This window comes from Umezawaea tangerina (genome assembly GCF_003002815.1).
GTDB lineage: Bacteria > Actinomycetota > Actinomycetes > Mycobacteriales > Pseudonocardiaceae > Umezawaea > Umezawaea tangerina.
The window spans coordinates 98,791-119,410 of sequence record NZ_PVTF01000021.1 but is presented as its reverse complement, the minus strand read 5'-3'; the positions used below and the strand labels follow the sequence as shown (position 1 = coordinate 119,410).

Here is a 20,620-nt window from a genome sequence, read left to right as displayed (position 1 = left end):
CACGGTCGGCACTTCGCGGGCACCCGTCACGAGGTGCCGAGTTCGTTGTCGATCAGGTCGAACAGCTCGTCGTCCGTGGTGACGTCCAGCACGCTGACCAGCTCTTCCACGACGTCGGCGGGGACCAGCTCGGCCACCAGGTGGTCGGCGATGGCGCCCGCGGTCGGGTGGTCGAACAGCAGCGTCGCGGGCAGCCGCAGGCCGGTGGCCGAGGCGAGCCGGTTGCGCAGCTCGACCGCGGTGAGCGAGTCGAACCCGAGGTCCAGCAGCCCCTTGCCCGCCGGGACGGTCGCGTCCGGCGCGCCCAGCACCGTGGCGACCTGCGCGCGCACCAGGTCCAGCAGCGTGCGGCGACGTCGTTCGGGGGTCAGCGGCAGCAGCCGGGCGGCCAGGTCGGTGGTGTCCTGGCCCGCCGCGGTGGCGGTGCGGCGCACGACCGGGACGAGACCGCGCAGGAACGCGGGCACGTCCTGCCCGGCGAGCGCGGTGGTGTCCAGGCGCAGCGGGGCCACGACCGGCAGGTCCGCGGCGACGGCCCGGTCGAACAGCGCCAGGCCTTCGGCCACGGTGAACGGCACGATGCCGCCGCGCGCGATCCGGCGCAGGTCGCCGTCGGTGAGCTGACCGCTCATCCCGCGCTTGGTGGCCCACAGGCCCCACTGGATCGACAGCGCGGGCAGCCCTTCGGCACGGCGCCGGTGGGCGAGCCCGTCCAGGAACGCGTTGCCCGCGGCGTAGTTGGCCTGCGCCGCCCCGCCGAACGCGGCGGCGATCGACGAGAACAGCACGAACCGGGCGGGTGCGCGGGACGCGGTCAGCTCGTGCAGGAGCGCGGCGGCGTCGACCTTCGGTCGCAGCGCGGTCGTCACCTGCTCGTCGGTGAGGGTCTCCAGCAGGCCGTCGGCGACCACGCCGGCGCAGTGCACGACCCCGGCCAGGGGCCGGTCCGGCAGGCTGTCGACGAGCGCGGCCAACGCCGTCCGGTCGGCGATGTCGCAGGCGACGATCCGGACGTCCGCGTCGAGGGCGGCCAGCTCGGCCGCGCCCTCGGCGTCCGGGCCGCCGCGGCTCACCAGCACCAGGTGCCGCACGCCGTGGGCGGTCACCAGGTGGCGGGCCACCTCGGCGCCGATCCCGCCCGTGCCGCCGGTGACGAGCACGGTGCCGGTGGTGTCCCAGCCCGCGTCGCCCGCGGTGTCGGCGGAGCGGACCCAGCGGCCCGCCCGCACGACACCGGCGCGCAGCACCAGCTGGGGCTCACCGCTGGCGACGGCGTCGGCCAGCACGGCGTCGGAGGCCGGGTCGTCGTCGGTGTCGACGAGCACGAACCGGCCGGGGTGCTCGGTCTGCGCGGTGCGCACCAGGCCCCACACCGCCGCGTGCACGAGGTCCGGCACGTCGTCGTCCGCCTCGGCCGGGATCGCGCCGTGGGTGACGAGCACCAGCCGGGTGGTGGGGCGGTCGGCCAGCCGGTCCCGCAGCAGCGCGAGCGTGCGGGTGGTCGCGGCGTGCACGGCGGCCGGGAGGTCGTCGGGGTCGGTGATCCGGGGCAGGTCCACGACTTCCGCGTCCGGCGCGTCCGCGGCACCGGGCAGCGGCTCCTGCCACACCATCCGGTAGAGCGGGTCGAGCACGGCGGCGGGGCGCACCCGGTCGGCCGACACCGGTCGCAGGACGAGGGAGTCGATCGTGGCGACCGGCAGGCCCGCCGGGTCGGCCACGTGCACGGCCACCGAGTCGCGGCCGTTCGGGACGAGCCGCAGCCGCACCGACCCGGCGCCGGAGGCGTGCACCTGGACACCGCTGAGCGCGAACGGCAGCCAGCCGCCGTCGCGACCGTCCAGGACGCTGAACGCGAGCGAGTGCAGCGCGCTGTCCAGCAGCGCCGGGTGCAGGGCGAACGCCCCGGCCTCCGGCAGCCGGTCCTCGGGCAGCACGGCCTCGGCGAACACCTCGTCCCCGCGCCGCCACACCGCGCGCAGCCTGCGGAACGCAGGCCCGTAGGCGAACCCGCCCGCTTCGAGCCGGTCGTACAGGTCGGAGACGTCCATCTGCTCGGCACCCGGCGGCGGCCACTCGGCGAGGTCGACGTCGGCCACGGGCAGCGGTCCGGAGAGCACGGCGCTCGCGTGCCGCGTCCACGGCCCGCCAGGCGTCGTGCGGGCGTGCACGGTGAGGGTGCGGTGCCCGGCCGCGTCCGCCGCGGCGGCGGTGAGCCGCAGGTCGGCACCGCCGGACGGCGGCAGGGCGAGCGGGGCCTCCAGGGTCAGCTCGGCCACCCGCGGGCAGCCGGTCTCGTCGCCCACCCGGACGGCCAGCTCCAGGAACGCCGTCGCCGGGAAGATCGCCGTACCGAAGACGCCGTGGTCGGCCAGCCAGGGCTGGGTGGCGGTGCCGACGCGGGCGGAGAACAGGTGACCGCCGGTCTCGGGCAGCTCGGCACCCGCGCCGAGCAGCGGGTGACCCACCGGGTCGAGCCCGGCCGCGGCCGCGCCGCCCGCGCCGGGCGGGGCGTCGAGCCAGTAGCGGCGGCGTTGGAAGGCGTAGGTGGGCAGGTCGACCCGGCGGCCGGGCAGCGCCGTCCAGTCGACCGGGACTCCCCTGGCGTGCGCGCGGGCCAGTGCGGTCACCGCGGACCGCTGCTCCGGCAGCCGCCGGTCCAGCACGGGGATCGCCGCGCGGTCGGTGTCGTCGGCGGACAGCGACTCCGGTACCAGCGCCGTGAGCTGGGCGTCCGGCCCGAGCTCGAGGAACGTCGTGACGCCCTCGCGGACCAGGGTCGTGACGCCGTCGGCGAACCGGACGGCCCGCCGGGCGTGCTCGACCCAGTAGCCGGGGGTCGCGATGTCCTCGGCGAGGCCCCCCGTCACGTTGGACACGACGGGCAGCGTCGGCGCGTGCAGCGCCAGGCCTTCCGCGACCTCGCGGAACTCGGCGAGCACCGGGTCGAGGTGGGTCGAGTGGAACGCGTGGCTGGTGCGCAGCCGCTTCACCCGGCGGCCGAGGCCGCTGAAGTGCGCGGCGACGGCCAGCACCTCGGTCTCGTCACCGGACACGACCGTGGCGGTGGGGCCGTTGACCGCGGCGATGTCGACCGCGGCGCCGAACCCGACCACCTCGGCCTCGGTCGCCCGCAGGGAGACCATCAGCCCGTCGGCGCGGGCGGACTGCATCAGCCGACCCCGTGCGGCGACCAGGGTGGCCGCGTCGGGCAGCGAGAACACGCCCGCCACGTGCGCGGCGGCCAGTTCGCCGATGGAGTGGCCGAGCAGGAAGTCCGGGCGGACGCCCCAGTGCTCCAGCAGCCGGAAGAGCGCCACCTCGACGGCGAACAGCGCGGGCTGGGTGTACTCGGTGCGGTCGAGCGCCGTCGGGTCCTGGTCGAACACGACGTCGCGCAGCGGCCGGTCCAGCAGTGGCTCGAACGCCGCGCAGACGGCGTCGAACGCATCGGTGTAGACGGGGAACACCGAGTGCAGCTCGGCGCCCATGCCCGCCCGTTGGCTGCCCTGTCCGGGGAACAGGAACGCCGTGCGGCCGGTGCGCGCCGCCACCGCCCGCACGCCGTCCCAGGCCTCGCCCTGGTCGGCGAGGGCGGTCAGCCGTTCGACGAGCTCGGCGCCGTCGTCGCCGATGACCACCGCGCGGTGCTCCAGCGCGGCACGGGTGGTGGCCAGCGAGAAAGCCACGTCGGCCGGGCTCGGGTCCTGCCCGGCCAGCGCGTCCCGCAGCCGGGCGGCCTGGGCGCGCAGCGCTTCGGGGCTGTGGCCGGACAGCGGCCACGCCGTGGTCGTCCCGATCGGCTCGGCGACCACCGCGGGCTCGGGCGCGTCCGGTGCCTGTTCGATGATGGTGTGCGCGTTGGTGCCGCTCACGCCGAACCCGGACACGCCCGCCCGGCGGGGCCGGCCGACCTCGGGCCACGGCGTCCGCTCGGCCACGACCTCCATGGACCCGGCGGTCCAGTCCACGTGCGGGCTGGGCGCGTCGAAGTGCAGGGTCGCGGGCACCACGCCGTGGCGCAGCGCGAGCACGACCTTGAGGATGCCCGCCATGCCCGCGGCGGCCTGGGTGTGGCCGATGTTCGACTTCACCGAGCCGAGCAGCACCGGGTGCGCGCGGTCGCGGCCGTAGGTGGACAGCAGGGCCTGCGCCTCGATCGGGTCGCCCAGCTTCGTGCCGGTGCCGTGCGCCTCCACCACGTCCACGCCGGCCGCGGTGATCCCGGCGTCGGCGAGCGCGGCCCGGATGACCCGTTGCTGCGACGGCCCGTTCGGCGCCGTCAGGCCGTTCGAGGCGCCGTCCTGGTTCACGGCGGTGCCCTTGACGACGGCGAGCACGGGGTGGCCGTTGCGGCGGGCGTCGGACAGGCGCTCCACCAGCATCAGGGCCACGCCCTCGCCCCACGCGGTGCCGTCGGCGCTCGCGGAGAACGGCTTGCAGCGGCTGTCGGTGGCGAGCCCGGCCTGCCTGCTGAACTCGACGAACGTGGTGGGCGTGGCCATGATCGTCGCCCCGCCGACCAGGGCGAGCGAGGACTCGCCGTTCCGCAGGGAGCGGACGGCCATGTGCAGCGCGACCAGCGACGACGAGCACGCGGTGTCCACCGTGACGGCGGGTCCTTCCAGGCCCAGCACGTAGGAGATGCGGCCGGAGGCCACGCTGCCCGCGCTGCCGATGCCGAGGTAGCCCTCGTACTCCTCGGCGGGCTCGGTCAGCCGCGAGCCGTACTCGTGGTGGCTGGACCCGACGTAGACGCCCGTGTCGCTGCCGCGCAGCGACGCCGGGTCGATGCCCGCGCGTTCCAGCGCCTCCCACGCGGTCTCCAGCAGCAGCCGCTGCTGGGGGTCGATGGTCAGCGCTTCGCGCGGGGAGATGCCGAAGAACGCCGGGTCGAAGTCGGCGGCGTCGTGCAGGAACCCGCCCTGCCGCGCGGACGTCTGGCCGGCGCGGTCGCCGAACAGGCCGCTCAGGTCCCAGCCGCGGTCGGTCGGGAAGTCGGAGATGGCGTCGGTGCCGCTGTCGAGCAGGTCCCAGAACTGCTCCGGGGTGCTGACGCCACCGGGGAAGCGGCAGCTCATCGCCACGATCGCGATCGGGTCGTCGGTCGCGACCTCCCGCGCCGCGGGTGCGGCGACGGGCTCGTCGTCCCCGGCCAACCCGGCGCGCAGGTGGGCGACTAGCGCTTCCACCGACGGGTGGTCGAACACCAGGGTCACCGACAGCGGCACGCCGGTGCGTTCGGCCAGCCGGTTGCGCAGCTCCACGGCCGTGACGGAGTCGAAGCCGAGGTCCTGGAAGGCGCGGTGCACGTCCACCGAGCTGGGGTCGGCGTGGCCGAGGACGTCGGCGACGGTGCCGCGGACCAGGTCCAGCAGCAGCCGGTCGCGTTCGGCCGCCGCCACGGCGGTCAGCGCGGGCTTCACCGCATCCGGCAGCACCGCTTCGGGCAGGTCGGCGAACATCCGGGTCGGGCGGGCCGTGGTGTAGACGTGGGCGTAGCGCTGCCAGTCGAAGTCGCCGACCACCACACGGGTGTCGCCCAGGGTCAGCGACCGGCGCAGGGCGGCCAGCGCCCGGTCCGGCGGCATCGCGGGCAGGCCGTCGCGGGCGATCCGCTCGCCGACGGCGCCACCGGCCAGTCCGTCGGCCGCCCAGAGGCCCCAGGCCGCGGACGTGGCGGGCAGACCCACCGCACGCCGGTGTTCGGCCAAGCCGTCGAGGTAGGCGTTGGCCGCCGCGTAGACGGCCTGGCCCGCGCCGCCGAGGGTGGCGGCGAGCGAGGAGAACAGCACGAACGCGGACAGGTCGAGGTCGAGCGTCAGCTCGTGCAGGTTCCGGGCGCCCGCGACCTTCGGCCGCAGCACACCGCGGGCCCGGTCGGGGGTGATGGCGCCGACGACGGAGTCGTCCAGGACGCCCGCTAGGTGGAACACGGCGGTCAGCGGGGCGTCGGCCGGGACGGCGGCGATCACCTCGGCGAGCCGGTCGCGGTCGGCGGCGTCGCAGGCCGCGACGGTGACGCGCGCGCCGAGCCCTTCCAGGTCCCGCACCAGTTCCGCGGGGGCGTGACCGGTCCGGCTCGCCAGCAGCAGGTGCCGGGCGCCGAGGCCCGCCAGCCAGCGGGCGACGTGGCCGCCGAGCGCTCCGGTGCCGCCGGTGACCAGCACGGTGCCGTCGGTCCGCCACGGCGTGCCACCGGGCGGGGTGGCGGCGCGGTGCAGGCGGCGGCCGAAGACGCCGGACGCGCGCACGGCGACCTGGTCCTCGCCACCGGGGTCGGCGAGCGCACCGGCCAGCCGGTCGGCGACCCGTCCGTCCACATCGGACGGAAGGTCGACCAGTCCGGCCCAGCGGTGCGGGTTCTCCACGCCCGCGACGACACCGAGCCCCCAGAGCGCGGACTGGGCGGGGTCGACGGACGTGCCGGAGCCGCCGACCGGCACCGCGTCACGGGTCGCCCACCACAGCGGGGCCGCGACACCGGCGTCGGCGAGGGCCTGGATCACCGCGACCGCGCGCAGCAGTCCCGGCTCGGCCTCCGGGTGGTCGAGCGAGCACAACGACAGCACGCCGACGGGCGCGCCGTCCGCGGTCGCGAGGCGGACGCGGTCCGCCACCGTCGCGCGATCGTCGTCGCCGACCTCCGCGGTCACCACGGACGCGCCGCGGTCGCGCAGGGCGTCCAGGAGCACGGTCGGCGCGCCGCCCTCCGGGACGAGCACCAACCAGGTCCCGGACAGCCTCGTCGAGCCGCCGGTGACCGGCTGCCAGGCGGTGCGGTAGCGCCAGGAGTCCGCTTCGGACCTCTCGCGGCCGCCCCGGTACCACTCCGCCAGCGCGGGCAGCGCCGGGCGCAGCGAGTCCAGCTCGGCGGGCAGCCCGTCGCCGCTGGTCACGGCGTCCCAGAACCCGCGCTCCACCGCGGACTGACCGGTGACCGGTGCCGCGGCGGGCGGAAGCCAGTACCGCTCGCGCTGGAAGGGGTAGGTCGGCAGCGGCACCACCCGGCCGGTCGGCAGGGCGGACGGCCAGTCCACCTCGACGCCGCGGACGTGCAGGCCCGCCAGGGAGGTGAGCATCCGCGCCGCTCCCCCGTCGTCGCGGCGCAGCGAGCCGACGGCGGTCACCGTCGCGCCCGCGTGCTCGGCGATCTCCTCGACGTTCGTCAGCAGCGCCGGGTGGGCGCTGCACTCGACGAACGCGCGGTGCCCGTCGGCCAGCAGCGACCGCACCGCGGCCAGGAAGTCGACCGGATGGCGCAGGTTGTCGTACCAGTACCCGGCGTCCAGGCCACCGGTGTCGAGGAGGCCACCGGTCACCGTGGAGTAGAACGGGACCTCGGCCGGGCGCGGGCGGATCCCGGCCAGCGCGGTCAACAGCTCGTCGCGCAGGGACTCGACCTGCGGGGAGTGCGCGGCGAAGTCGACACCGGGCACGACCCAGCGCCACACGCCGTCCTTCGCGAGCGCGGCGCTGAGCTCGTCCAGCGCCGCGACGTCGCCCGCGACGGTCACGGCCGACTCGCCGTTGACCGCGGCCACCGACAGGCCCGGCCACGGCGCGAGCCGTTCCAGCACCTCGGCGCGCGGGCGCAGCACGAACATCATGCCGCCGGTGCCGGTCGTCGCCCGCAGTGCGCGGCTGCGCAGCGCCACTACGGTGACGGCGTCGGCCAGCGACAGCGCGCCCGCGACGCAGGCCGCGGCGACCTCGCCCTGCGAGTGCCCGACCACCGCGTCCGGCCGCACGCCGAACGACCTCCACAGCGCGGCCAGCGACACCATGACCGAGAACAGCGCCGGCTGCACGACGTCGACCCGGTCCAGGTCGGGCCCCTCGCCGCGCAGCACGTCCAGCACCGACCAGTCCAGGTGCGCGCGGAACGCCTCGTCGCACTCGCGCAGCCGGTCGGCGAACACCGGGTAGCGCCCGGCCAGCTCCAGTCCCATGCCCAGCCACTCGACGCCCTGGCCGGGGAACACGAACACGGTCCTGCCCCGCTTGCCCACGGTGCCGCGGACGACACCCGGCGCGGACTCGTCCGCCGCCAGCGCCCGCAGTCCGGCCGCCAGGTCCGCGGCGTCCTCGCCGACCACGGCGGCGCGGTGGTCGAACGCGGTGCGCGCGGTCGCCAGCGACCGCGCGACGTCGGCCGGGGCCGCGTCCACGGCCAGCAGCCGGGAAGCCTGCTCCCGCAAGGCTTCCGGCGTGCGCGCGGACAGCACCCACGCCACCGGGCCCGACCCGGGATCGGCGGCGGGAGCCTCGGGCGCGGCCTGCTCCAGGATCACGTGCGCGTTGGTGCCGCTCAGCCCGAACGCGGACACGCCCGCCCGCCGGGGCCGTCCGCCGGTCTCCCACGGCCGGTTCTCCGTGGCCAGCTCGACCGGGGCGGACGCCCAGTCGATGAACGAGGACGGTGTCTCGGCGTGCAGGGTGCGCGGCAGGACGCCGTGCTCGAAGGCCAGCACCACCTTGATCACGCCCGCCAGGCCGGAGGCGGCCTGGGTGTGGCCGATGTTCGACTTCACCGAGCCGAGCAGCAGCGGACGGCCCTCGGGCCTGCCCTGGCCGTAGACCTCCTGCACCGCTTGGGCCTCGATGGGGTCGCCGAGCCGCGTGCCGGTGCCGTGGGCCTCCACGACGTCCACCTCCGCGGCGGTCAGCCCGGCCCCGGCCAGCGCCTGCCGGATGACCCGCTGCTGCGCGAGCCCGCTCGGCGCGGTGAGGCCGTTGCTGGCGCCGTCCTGGTTGACCGCGCTCGACCGCACCACGGCCAGCACCCGTCGACCGGCCGCGCGGGCGGTCGACAGCCGTTCCAGCAGCACGAGACCGGCGCCCTCGCCGATGCCGAAGCCGTCGGCTCCTTCCGCGAACGCCTTGGACCGGCCGTCCACCGCCAGCGCGCGCTGCCTGCTGTACGTACCGAACGCCAGCGGCGCGCCCATCACGGTGACGCCACCGGCCAGTGCCAGCGAGCACTCGCCCGAGCGCAGCGACCGCGCGGCCAGGTGGAGCGCGACCAGTCCGGACGAGCACGCGGTGTCCACGGTGATCGCCGGGCCTTCGAGCCCGAAGGTGTAGGACACGCGGCCGGACAGCACGCTGGTGGAGATGCCCGCGACGATGTGGGTCTCGACGCTCGGGTCGGCCTGCGCCGGGTCCCCGCCGTAGCCCTGGTAGGCCGCGCCGACGAAGACCCCGACGGGTGCGCCGCGCAGGTCGTCGGCGCGGATGCCCGCGCGTTCGAACGACTCCCACGCCAGCTCCAGCGCGAGCCGCTGCTGCGGGTCCATGGCCAGCGCCTCGCGGGGCGAGATGCCGAAGAAGCCGGGGTCGAACCGGTCGGCGTCGTGCAGGAAGTACCCGCCGCGCACGTAGCTGTGGCCGGGGCGGTCCGGGTCGGGGTCGTAGCGGCCCTCGACGTCCCAGCCGCGGTCCAGAGGCAGGTCCGTGCAGGCGTCGCGGCCGTCGGCGACCAGCCGCCACAGGTCCTCGGGCGTCCGCACGTCGCCGGGGAACCGGCAGGCCATGGCGACGATCACGACCGGGTCGTCGGCGTCGTCGGCGACACCCGCCGGGAGGACGGTGTCCGCGGTCTCGTTCCTGCCGCCGAACAGCTTCCCGACCAGGTGGCGGGCGAGCGCGTCGACGCTGGAGTGGTCGAACACGACGGTCACCGGCAGGGGCAGGCCGGTCACGGTGGCCAGCCGGTCGCGCATGGACACGGCGGTCAGCGAGTCGAACCCGAGGTCGCGGAACGCGCGGCCGTCGGCGATCTCGTCCGGCGAGTCGTAGCCGAGCACACCCGCGGTCTGGTCGCGGACGAGGTCCGCCAGCGCGCGCAGCCGGTCGGCCGCGGGCAGTCCGCGCAACCGGTCCCGCAGCAGGGCGGCGATGTCGTTGCCGTCGTCGGGTTCGGTGTCGTCGACGCCGAGGACGCGCCGCACCTCGGGCAGGTCGGCGATCAGCGGGCTGGGGCGCGCGGAGGTGAACACCGGCGCGAACCGGGTCCAGTCCACGGCGGCGCAGACGGTCAGGGCGGAGTCGCCGGAGAGGATGCGGCCGAGGCCGTCCAGCGCGGTGGCCGGGTCCATGAACGGGATGCCCTGCGCCAGCAGCCGGTCCTCGGCGAGCTCGGCGGCCATGCCACCGCCCTCGGTGGGATCCCAGATGCCCCAGGCGATCGAGGTCGCCGCCAGGCCGCGGCCGCGGCGGTGCTCGGCCAGCCCGTCGAGGAAGGCGTTCGACGCGGCGTAGGCGCCGTGCACGGCACTGCCCCACACGCCGGAGATCGAGGAGAACAGGACGAAGTCGGTGACGTCGGCGCCGACCTCCGCGTCCAGGTTGACCGCGCCCGCCATCTTGGCCCGCGCGGTGGCGGCGAACTCGGCCACGTCGGTGTCCGCCAGCGCGACCAGCTCGCCGGACGCGGCGGCGTGCAGGACCGTGCCGATGCGGTGGCCGTCGGCCCGCAGGCCCGCGACCGCCGCGCGCAACGCCTCGGCGTCGGCCACGTCGCAGGCCACAGCGGTGATCTCGGTGCCCAGCGCGGCCGCGCGGGCGACGAGGTCCGCCGGTGCCGCGCCTCCGCGGCTCATCAGCACGACGCGCCCGGCACCGCGCCCGGCCAGCCACTCGGCGAGCTGGACACCGATCCCGCCGGTGCCGCCGGTGACCAGCGTCGTGCCCGTGGGCCGCCACGCCGTGTCCGCGGGCAGTGCCGTCCGCACCAGCCGTCGCACCGACAGGCCGTTCGCGCGGACGGCGATCTGGTCCTCCGGTCCCGCGCCGGCCAGGGCGCGGGCCAACAGCGGCGCGGTCGAGGAGTCGAGGACCGCGGGCAGGTCGACGAGGCCGCCCCAGCGGCCGGGGTGTTCGAGGGCGGCGACCCGGCCGAGCCCCCAGGCGACCTGCTGGGCCGGAGCGGTCACCGGGTCGTCGGCACCGGTCGTCACGGCGCCGCGGGTGGCGCACCAGAGCGGCGCGGTCCCGTCGAGCGCCCGGACCAGGTCGAGGGTGCTCGCGACACCGCGGGGCAGGAACGGGTGGTCGGGGTGCGGGCGGTCGTCCAGGGCGAGCAGGGACAGCACACCGGTGGCGCCTGCGAGGGCTTCGCGGTCGGCCGCGGTCGTCGTCACCGCGCCGGGACCCACTGCTTCCAGGACGGCGGCGAGCACGGCGGCGTCCAGGTCCGGTGGCGTGACGACGACCCAGCGGCCGTCGAGCGGGGCGTCCTCGCGGATCGCGAGCGGCACCCAGGACACGGAGTAGCCCCAGTCGTCGAGGCTCGTCGCCGACTCGTCCGCGGTGGACTTCATCGGCAGCCAGTAGCGCTTGCGCTGGAACGGGTAGGTGGGCAGGTCCGGGGTGCGCACGGCGCCGGCGGGCAGCACGGCGGTCCAGTCGACGGCCACCCCGGCGGTCCACGCCTGCCCGAGCGCGAGCGCCCAGGTGACGGGGCCGCCCTGGTCGCGGCGCAACGTGGGGATGACAGCGATGTCGGCACCGGCCTGCTCGGCGGTGTCGTGCACTGCCAGGGTGAGCACGGGGTGGGCGCTGGGCTCGACGAACACGCCGAACCCGTCCCCCACCAGGCTCCGCACCACGTCGGCGAGGCGCACCCGCTGCCGCAGGTTGCGGTACCAGTAGCCGGCGTCCGCCGACGCGTCGCGCACCCACTCACCGGTCACCGTCGAGCACCACGGGACCTCGGGCACCAGGGCGACGACGTCCCGCAGGACCTCCGCCAGCTCCTCGCGGACCTCCTCCACGACAACGGAGTGCGACGCGTAGTCCACGGCGATCCGGCGCACGCTCGTCGAGCCGCACCGGGTGACGAACTCCTCCAAGGCGGCGGTGTCGCCGGACACCACGACCGCGCCGGGCCCGTTGACCGCCGCGATGGACACGCCATCACCGAGCAGCGCCTCGACCTCGGCCAGTGGCGCGGCCACCGACACCATCCCGCCACGACCCGCCAACCGCCCGATCGCCTTGCTGCGCAACGAGACCACACGGGCGCCGTCCTCCAACGACAACGCCCCGGCCACCACAGCGGCCGCGATCTCACCCTGCGAATGACCCACCACCGCGGACGGCTCTACACCCGCCGAACGCCACAGGTGCGCCAAGGACACCATCACCGCCCACAGCACCGGCTGCACCACGTCCACGCGCAGCAACAACGCCTCGTCGGACAACGCCTCCCGCAACGACCAGTCCACGAACGGCGCCAACGCCCGCTCGCACTCAGCCATCCGCGCCGCGAACACGGGCGAGGACGCCAACAGCTCGACACCCATCCCGACCCACTGCGACCCCTGACCGGGGAACACGAACACCACCCGACCGTCGGACCTCACCGGTCCGGTGCCGAGCACAGCGCCGTCGGCGGGCACACCGCCTTCGGCGAGGACGTCCAGCCGTGCGGCGAGATCCGCCGCGTCACACCCGGCCACGACGGCCCGGTGCTCCCACGCGGACCTGTCCAGCGCCAGCGACGCGGCCACGTCCGCGGGCCGCGCGTCCCCGTTGCGGGCCACCCACGCCGACAGCCCGGCGGCCTGCGCGCGCAGAGCGGCGCCCGACCGCGCGGACAGCACCCACGGCACGACGCCACCGGCCTCGACGACCTCGGCGGGCTCCACCGCCGGGGCCTCTTCGAGGATCACGTGCGCGTTGGTGCCGCTGATCCCGAACGCCGACACGCCCGCACGGCGCGGCCGGTCGGAGGCGGGCCAGGCGCGGGCCTGGGACAGCAGCCGGACCGCGCCGGTCGACCAGTCCACGAACGGCGAGGGCTCGTCGGCGTGCAGGGTGCGCGGCAGCAGCTCGTGCCGCAGCGCCTGCACCATCTTGATCACACCGCCGATGCCCGCGGCGGCGGAGGTGTGGCCGATGTTGGACTTCAGCGAGCCGAGCCACAGTGGACGGTCGGCCTCGCGGTTGCGGCCGTACTCCGCGAGCAGCGCCCCGGCCTCGATCGGGTCGCCGAGCCGGGTGCCGGTGCCGTGGCCCTCCACGGCGTCCACGTCGACCGGGGCGAGCTCGGCCGCGGCCAGCGCGTCGCGGATGACCTCGCGCTGCGCGGTGGCGTTCGGCGCGGCCAGGCCGTTGCTGGCGCCGTCCTGGTTGACCGCGCTGGACCGCAGCACCGCGAGGACGCGGCGGCCGTTGCGCAGCGCGTCGGACAGCCGTTCCAGCAGCACCACCCCGACGCCCTCGGACCAGCCGGTGCCGTCGGCCCCGGCGCCGAACGCCTTGCAGCGCCCGTCCGGGGCGAGGCCGCCCTGCTGGCTGAACGAGACGAACGGGTCGGGCACGGGCATGACCGTCACGCCGCCCGCGAGCGCGAGCGCGCAGTCACCCGCGCGCAGTGCGCGGGCGGCGAGGTGCAGTGCCACCAACGAGGACGAGCACGCGGTGTTGACGGTGATCGCCGGGCCGCGCAGCCCGAGGGTGTAGGCGACCCGGCCGGACACGACGCTGGTGTGCGTCCCGGTGTCCAGGAACCCTTCCGCCCCAACGGGGACGTCGAACGCGCGCGAGCCGTAGCCGTTCTCGATGGCACCGAGGAACACGCCGGTCCTGCTGTCGCGCAACGACGAAGGCGCGATGCCCGCCCGTTCCACCGCGTCCCACGAGGTCTCCAGCACGAGCCGCTGCTGCGGGTCCATCGCCAGCGCCTCGTTCGGGGACACGCCGAAGAACCCGGCGTCGAAGTCGCCCGCGTCGTCGAGGAACCCGCCCTCGCGGCACAACGACTTCCCCGGCACGGCGGGGCCGGGGCGGTACAGCTCGGCGGTGTTCCAGCCGCGGTCGGCGGGCCACTCGGCGATGGCGTCGCGGCCGCCGGCGACCAGGTCCCACAGGTCCTCCGGGGACCGGACCCCGCCGGGGTAGCGGCAGCTCATCGCCACGATCGCGATGGGCTCGCCCGCCTTGGCCTCCAGGTCGCGCACCTGGGTGCGGGCGTCGGCCAGCTCGCCCATGGCGCGGCGCAGGTACCCGAGCAGCTTCTCGTCCTCGGCCATCGGGGTCACACCGTCCCGAAGTGGTCGCCCGCGCGCTGTGCCCCGTGCCAGAACATCCGTTACCCCGTCTTCGACTTCTTCCGCGCAGAACTCGGCGGCCCTGAAGGACCCAGCCCAAGCTAGGAAGTGGGCATAGCGCGTGAATATCGCCCTTCACCAGCGACGACGCGGCGGGGCACCGCACCGGGATCCGGCGCTATCACGGCGATAGGGACGATGACCGATCATCACGGCCGAGGTCACCCGAACGACCGGGCCGCCGCGCGGACGTGGGAACGCGGCGCGGGCGACCGGGACGTGACGATCCGGCGCGGGCCGCCTCGGGGACCGACTGGCCCGGGAGGAATCGCATGAGCACGCAAGAGACGACGCCGCAGTACCCGGTCGGCGACACCAGCCGGCTGAGCGCGGACCCGTGGTACCGGGCCGCCCGCGAGGAGGGCCCGGTGGCCAGGGTGCGGATGCCCTACGGCGGCGAGGCGTGGCTGGCGCTGCGGCACTCGTCGGTCCGCACGGCGCAGTCCGACCCCCGGTTCAGCCGCGCCGCCTCGGCGGAGCTCGGCGAGGCGGCGCCGCGGATGGTGCCGGGCACCCCGCCGGTCGGGTCGGTGCTGACCATGGACGGCGCGGACCACACGCGGGTGCGCAGGTTCATGGCCAAGGCGTTCACCGTGCGCCGCATCGAGCAGCTGCGGCCGCGGGTGCAGGAGATCGTGGACGGGCTGCTCGACGAGATGGCCGCGCACGGGTCGCCCGCGGACCTGAAGAAGTTCGTCGCGGAACCCCTGCCGGTCATGGTGATCTGCGAGGTGCTGGGGGTGCCGCCCGCCGACCGCGCCGACTTCCGCGTGCTCACCGAGACGATCATGTCCGGGGTGTTCACCTCCGACGAGGCCCAGGAGTCGATCACCAGGTTCCTCGGCTACCTCAACGGGCTGGTCGCGACCAAGCGCGCCGAGCCCGGCGAGGACGTGCTCAGCACGCTGGTGACCGCGGTGGACGGCGAGGACCGGCTCAGCGAGATCGAGCTGGCCTCCCTGGCGATCGCCCTGCTGGTCGGCGGGCACGAGACGATCCTCAACACCGTCCTCAACTTCACCTACACGCTGCTGACCACCCCCGACGAGCTCGCCAAGCTGCACGCCCGGCCGGAGCTGGTCAACCAGGCCGTGGAGGAGCTGCTGCGGCACGTCCCGATCAACTCCGGCGGCGCGTTCGGCACCGTCGCCAAGGAGGACGTCCAGTTCGGCGAAGTCGTCGTGCGGGCGGGCGAGACCGTGGTGGCCGACATCGCCTCGGCCAACCGCGACGCGGGCGTGTTCCCGGACCCGGACGTGCTGGACCTGGACCGCAAGGGCGTCCAGCACCTGACGTTCGGGTTCGGCCCGCACCACTGCATCGGCGCCCAGCTGGCGCGGATGGACCTCCAGGTGACCCTGGGGACCCTGCTCCGCCGCTTCCCGGACCTGCGGCTCGCCGTGCCGCCGGAGGAGGTCGAGTGGCGCGAGGGCGTGCTCATCCGCGGCGTGGAGGCGCTGCCGGTGGCCTGGTGACCGTCCTCCGCGCGGTGTGACGGGCCCAGGGGCGCACGGGTACCGCTTCGGACACAAGGGACGGGGCCGCGGGCCCCGTCCCTTCGCGCGTTCCCCGACCCGCCGGTCCTGCACCCGCCGACGGCGCCTGGTTGACTGGCGCCGCCGTGCCGTGCCGGGAGAGAGGGCTTGCGATGGGGTCGTTCGACGTGCCGCTGGACGACGAGCGCACGCAGCTCGACGCCTTCGTCGAGGAGTACCGCGGCGCGATCGAGGCGACCCTCGACTCGCTCACCGAGGAGCAGGCCCGCAGCAGGCTCGTCCCGTCGGCGACCACGCCGCTCGGGCTGCTCAAGCACGTCACGTGGATGCAGCGGGTGTGGTTCGAGGAGTGCGTCGGCGGCACGACCCGCCGCGAGCTCGGCCTGGTCCAGGGTCCGGACGACTCGTTCCGGCTCTCCGACGACGACACCATCGCCTCGGTCACCGCTGCCCACCGGCAGGCCTGCGCCACGGCCAGGGCAGCGGTCGCGGACCTGCCGCTGGACACCGTCGTGACCGGTCACCGGTCCGGACCGCGCACGCTGCGCTGGGTGTACCTCCAGGTGCTGCGGGAGCTCGCGCACCACTGCGGGCACGCCGACATCCTGCGCGAGCAGCTGCTCACCGGCTGAGTCCCGCAGCCTGCCAGGAGGGCGGGGCCGCCACCGCGGCCCCGCGCCGGGTCACCAGGTGATCGGCAGCTCCACGACGCTGCGCATGAACGTGCCGGTGCGCCACTTCAGGTCCTCGTCCGGCACGGCGATCCGCAGCTCCGGGAACCGCTCCAGCAGCGTCTCCACCGCGATCTGCATCTCCATCCGCGCCAGCGCCGCGCCGAGGCAGTGGTGGGCGCCGTGGCCGAAGCCGACGTGCGGTCCCGGCTGGCGGGTCAGGTCGAGCTCGTCGGCCCGCTCGAACACGTCCTCGTCGCGGTTGGCCGACCCCAGCGACGCCACCACCGGTTCCCCGGCGCGCACGAGCACCCCGCCGACCTCGACGTCCACCAGCGCGTAGCGCGCCAGCACGGGGCCGAGCCCCAGCGGGATGTACCGCATGAGCTCCTCCACGGCCTGCGGCACCAGCTCCGGGTCGGCGCGCAGCCGGGCCAGCTCGTCCGGGTGGCGCAGCAGCGTGTAGACGAAGTTGGGGATCTGGCTGGTGATGTTCTCGTGGCCAGCGCCGAGCAGCACGATCGCCAGGCTGAGGATCTCCTCGGCGGTGAACCGGTCGTCCTGGTCGCGGGCCAGCACCAGGCCGCTGAGCAGGTCGTCGGCGGGTTCCTCCTGGCGCTGGCGCAGCAGCTCCGACATGTACTGCACGAGGCTGCCCAGGCGTTCCTGGGTCTCCTCCGCGGTCAGCGTGGTGGACGAGGCGAACACCTCCGACCAGACCAGGAACCTGTGCTGGTCGGCCACCGGGACGCCGAGCAGCGTGCAGATCATCGCGACGGGCAGCGGGGAGGCGAAGTTCTCGATCAGGTCGACCGGCGAGCCCTGCTCGACCATCCGGTCCACCAGCTCGTTCGCGACCTGCTTCGCCTTGGGGCGCAGGCGTTCCACGTTGCGGTGGGTGAAGGCCTTGCCCGCCAGCCTGCGGATGCGGGAGTGCTCCGGCGGGTCCATCGACAGGATCACGCCGGGGCCGACGGTCTGCGGTGACGTGCGCGGCTCGTCGAGGCCCGCGGCGGCCGCGGCGGCGCGGCTGAAGCGCTGGTCCCCCAACACGGTCCGGACGTCCTCGTGGCGGGTGGCGAGCCAGCCCTCCTCGCCGTAGGGCATCTTGACGCGCACCAGCTTCCGGCCCGCGCGCGCCCTCGCGTAGCGCTCGTCCAGCTCCAGGTCCTCGGCGCGGTTGAAGGGGTAGCCGACCGGCTCGGCCCGAGTGGTGTCCACGGTGTCCTCTCCCAGGTGTCGCCGGGCCGGGCGGGGGTGCGACAGGTGACCCGGTCTGCCGGTCGGGGAGGTTAGCCGGCGGGCATAGCGCGGTCCTAGCGGGAACGCGGGCGCGGCCACGCTATCGGGACGATAGCGGCGGTGGCCGACCATGGCGGGCAGCAGCACATCCGACGCAAGGAGGTCCCGTGACGGCCGCGGCACGCGAGGAAGGTGGTCCGCTGGTCGTGGTGGGCGCGGGGGTGATGGGCACCGGGATCGCCACGCTCGCCCTCGTGCACGGGGTGCCGGTGACGCTGGTGGACCTGGACCGGGCCGTCCTGGACCGGGCGGAGGTCGCCATCGCGCGGAACCTGCGGACGGCGGCGCTGCTGGGCGCCGCTCCCCCCGACACCGCGCCGGGTGCCCTGACGACCTCCACGTCGCTGCCCGACGCGCTGACCGGGTCGACCGCGGTCGCCGTGGTCGAGGCGGTGACCGAGGACCCGGCGACGAAGGCGGCGGTGCTGGCGCGGGTGTCGGCGGCGGTGCCGGAGGGCACGCCGTTGATCTCGAACACCTCGTCCATCCCGATCGACGAGCTGGCGGCGGCCGTGGCGCGTCCGGCGGACCTGCTCGGCACCCACTTCATGAACCCGGCCTACCTGATCACCACCGTCGAGGTCGTCCCCGGTCCGCGCACGGCGCCGGACGTGGTGGCCTCGGCGACGAAGCTCCTCGGCGAGCTGCGCCGGACACCGATCGTCGTGCGCGACTCGCCGGGGTTCGTGACCAGCAGGCTGCTGCACCCGATGATCAACGACGCGGCCCGGCTGGTGGAGGAGGGCGTGGCGTCCGTCGAGGACGTCGACGCGCTCATGCAGGGATGTCTGGGACATCCCACCGGTCCACTGAGGACGGCCGACCTGATCGGCATCGACAACCTCGTCGACGCGCTCGACGTGCTGCACCTGCGCACCGGCGACGAACGCAGCCGTCCGTGCGGGCTGCTGGTGGCGAAGGTGCGCGACGGGCACCACGGCCGCAAGAGCGGCCGGGGGTTCTACGACTACGAAGAGGCGCTGCCATGACGGTCTCGGTTACCCCGGACACCATCGAGCGGGAGCTGGTCGAGTTCCTGGAGACGCGGACGAAGGCCGGGTGGACGGCCACCCGCGACCTGTTCGGCGAGGGCGGGCTGTCGTCGCTGTTCGCGATGGAGCTGGTGGTGCACCTGGAGCAGCGGTACGGGATCGCGATCTCGGGGGCGGACCTGAAGCTGGCGAACTTCCGGACGGTGCGGGCGATGGTGGAGCTGGTGGTGCGGCTGCGGGACGGCGGCTGAGCGCCGGGCGGGGGACGACGGTGTCCCCCGCCCCGTGTCAGACCGTCCTGCGCCGCACCAGGGTGAGGCCGTCCGCCACCGGCAGCAGGACGACGTCCACCGAGTGGTCGTCGCGGACGCGGGCGTTGACCTCGCGGACGCCCTCGGTGTCCGGGTCGGTCGCCGAGGGGTCGACGACCCGGCCGAAGAAGAGCGTGTTGTCCAGGACGACCAGGCCGCCGGGGCGGACCAGCCGGACGGCCCGCTCGTAGTAGGCCGGGTAGCCCGCCTTGTCCGCGTCGATGAAGACGAGGTCGAAGGTGTCCGCCCCGCCGTCCTCCAGCAGCGCGTCCATCGTGGACTCGGCCGGTCCGACGCGCAGGTCGATCCGGTCGGCCACCTCGGCGCGCTTCCAGTACGGCGCCCCGATGTCGGCCCAGCGGGCGGTGATGTCGCAGGTGAGCAGGCGGCCGTCGGGCGGCAGCGACCTGGCCATGCAGAGCGCGCTGTACCCGGTGTAGGTGCCCAGCTCCAGCACGGTCCTGGCGCCCACCAGGCCCACCAGCATGGCCAGGAACTGGCCCTCCTCCGGCATGACCTGCAACGAGCGGCCGCCGGGCAGCTCGGCGGTCTCCTCGCGGAGCTCGCGGAGGACCGCGTCCTCGCGCAGGGACATCGCGCGCACGTACCCGGCCAGTTCCGCGGAGACGTCCAGCTGGTCAGCCACGGCGCACCTCCACCGCGGCCAGGTCGACCGCGTCGAGCGTCACGACCGGCGACACCGGTCGGGGTTCGGGCAGCAGGTGCAGCCGCAGGACGTCGTCGGACACCGCGGGCGCCAGCGTGGCCAGGCACGCGCAGGCCTCGTCGTCGAAGCCCGCGAACCGGTAGGCGATGTCCATCATGCGGTTGCGGTCGGTGGGCCGGAAGTCGGCGGCCAGGTGGACGCCCGCCAGTGCCGCCCGGTCGACGACCCAGTTGAGCAGCGTGGACCCGGCGCCGAACGCGACCACCCGGCAGGAGGTGGCGAGCAGCTTGAGGTGCCACACGTCGGCGGTGCGGTGCAGCAGGACGATGCCGACGGCGCCGTGCGGGCCGAAGCGGTCGGACATGGTGACCACCAGCACCTCGTGGTCCGGGTCGTCCATGAGAGCGCGCAGGTCGGCGTCGTCGTAGGGCACGCCCGTGGCGTTCATCTGGCTGGTGCGCAGGGTCAGCTCGGCCGCGCGGGCCAGTTCGCGTTCGGTGGCGCGCACGACGGACATGCGCAGGTCGAGGGTGCGCAGGAAGTCCTCGTCGGGGCCGGTGAACCGCTCGCGCTCGGTGTCGCGGCGGAAGCCCGCCTGGTACATCCGCCGTCGGCGCGCCGAGTCCTCGGTGACGACGGGCGGGGTGAACTCGGGCAGCGCGGCCAGGTCGGCCGCCTGCTCGGCGGGGTAGCAGCGCACCTCGGGGAGGTGGAAGGCGACCTCGGCGCGTTCGGTCGGCTGGTCGTCCACGAACGCGATGGTGGACTCGGCGAAGTCCAGCCGCTCCGCGATCTCCTTCACCGACACCGATTTCGGGCCCCAGCCGATCCGCGGCAGCACGAAGTACTCGGCCAGGCCCACCTGTTCGAGGCGGGCCCACGCGACGTCGTGGTCGTTCTTGCTGGCGACCGACTGCAGGACGCCGCGCGCGTCCAGTTCGGTGATCACGCGCCGGATCTCCTCCGGCACCTCCACGTCGTCGCCCTCGGCCAACGTGCCTCGCCACAGCGTGTTGTCGAGGTCCCACACCAGGCACTTCACGATCGTCATGCCGCTCCGTTCT

8 protein-coding genes are annotated in these 20,620 nt (G+C 75.0%); 4 read left to right on the top strand and 4 right to left on the bottom strand.

The features are described 5' to 3' along the window. Nucleotides 1-26 precede the first annotated feature (26 nt). Nucleotides 27-14,048, bottom strand: coding sequence for a type I polyketide synthase (locus CLV43_RS43755; RefSeq protein WP_425445803.1), 14,022 nt, complete (start codon nucleotides 14,046-14,048; stop codon nucleotides 27-29). Nucleotides 14,049-14,389: 341 nt separating this feature from the next. Between CLV43_RS43755 and CLV43_RS43750 the strand changes: the two genes are divergently transcribed. Both CLV43_RS43750 and CLV43_RS43745 read left to right on the top strand, forming a co-directional pair. Further along, a complete protein-coding gene (locus CLV43_RS43750; protein ID WP_106196394.1) occupies nucleotides 14,390-15,592 on the top strand; it encodes a cytochrome P450 in 1,203 nt (400 codons plus the stop codon). Nucleotides 15,593-15,765: 173 nt separating this feature from the next. Then, on the top strand, nucleotides 15,766-16,245 hold the full coding sequence (locus tag CLV43_RS43745; RefSeq protein WP_106196393.1) for a DinB family protein: 480 nt from the start codon (nucleotides 15,766-15,768) through the stop codon (nucleotides 16,243-16,245). Nucleotides 16,246-16,296: 51 nt separating this feature from the next. Here CLV43_RS43745 and CLV43_RS43740 read toward each other — a convergent pair whose 3' ends face one another. Continuing rightward, nucleotides 16,297-17,505, bottom strand: coding sequence for a cytochrome P450 (locus CLV43_RS43740; protein ID WP_245887479.1), 1,209 nt, complete (start codon nucleotides 17,503-17,505; stop codon nucleotides 16,297-16,299). 188 nt (nucleotides 17,506-17,693) lie between these two features. Here CLV43_RS43740 and CLV43_RS43735 point away from each other — a divergent pair, with 188 nt between their 5' ends. Beyond that, on the top strand, nucleotides 17,694-18,575 hold the full coding sequence (locus tag CLV43_RS43735; protein ID WP_106196391.1) for a 3-hydroxyacyl-CoA dehydrogenase family protein: 882 nt from the start codon (nucleotides 17,694-17,696) through the stop codon (nucleotides 18,573-18,575). Beyond that, the gene (locus tag CLV43_RS43730) at nucleotides 18,572-18,829 is read left to right on the top strand and encodes an acyl carrier protein (RefSeq protein WP_106196389.1); all 258 of its coding nucleotides are present in this window, start codon (nucleotides 18,572-18,574) and stop codon (nucleotides 18,827-18,829) included. Before CLV43_RS43735 ends, CLV43_RS43730 begins: the two co-directional genes overlap by 4 nt. Before the next feature lie 37 nt (nucleotides 18,830-18,866). Here CLV43_RS43730 and CLV43_RS43725 read toward each other — a convergent pair whose 3' ends face one another. Together CLV43_RS43725 and CLV43_RS43720 are read right to left on the bottom strand one after the other, a co-directional pair. After that, nucleotides 18,867-19,535, bottom strand: coding sequence for an O-methyltransferase (locus CLV43_RS43725; protein ID WP_106196387.1), 669 nt, complete (start codon nucleotides 19,533-19,535; stop codon nucleotides 18,867-18,869). Next, a complete protein-coding gene (locus CLV43_RS43720; protein ID WP_211304846.1) occupies nucleotides 19,528-20,607 on the bottom strand; it encodes an HAD-IIIC family phosphatase in 1,080 nt (359 codons plus the stop codon). Before CLV43_RS43720 ends, CLV43_RS43725 begins: the two co-directional genes overlap by 8 nt. Between the last annotated feature and the right edge of the window lie 13 nt (nucleotides 20,608-20,620).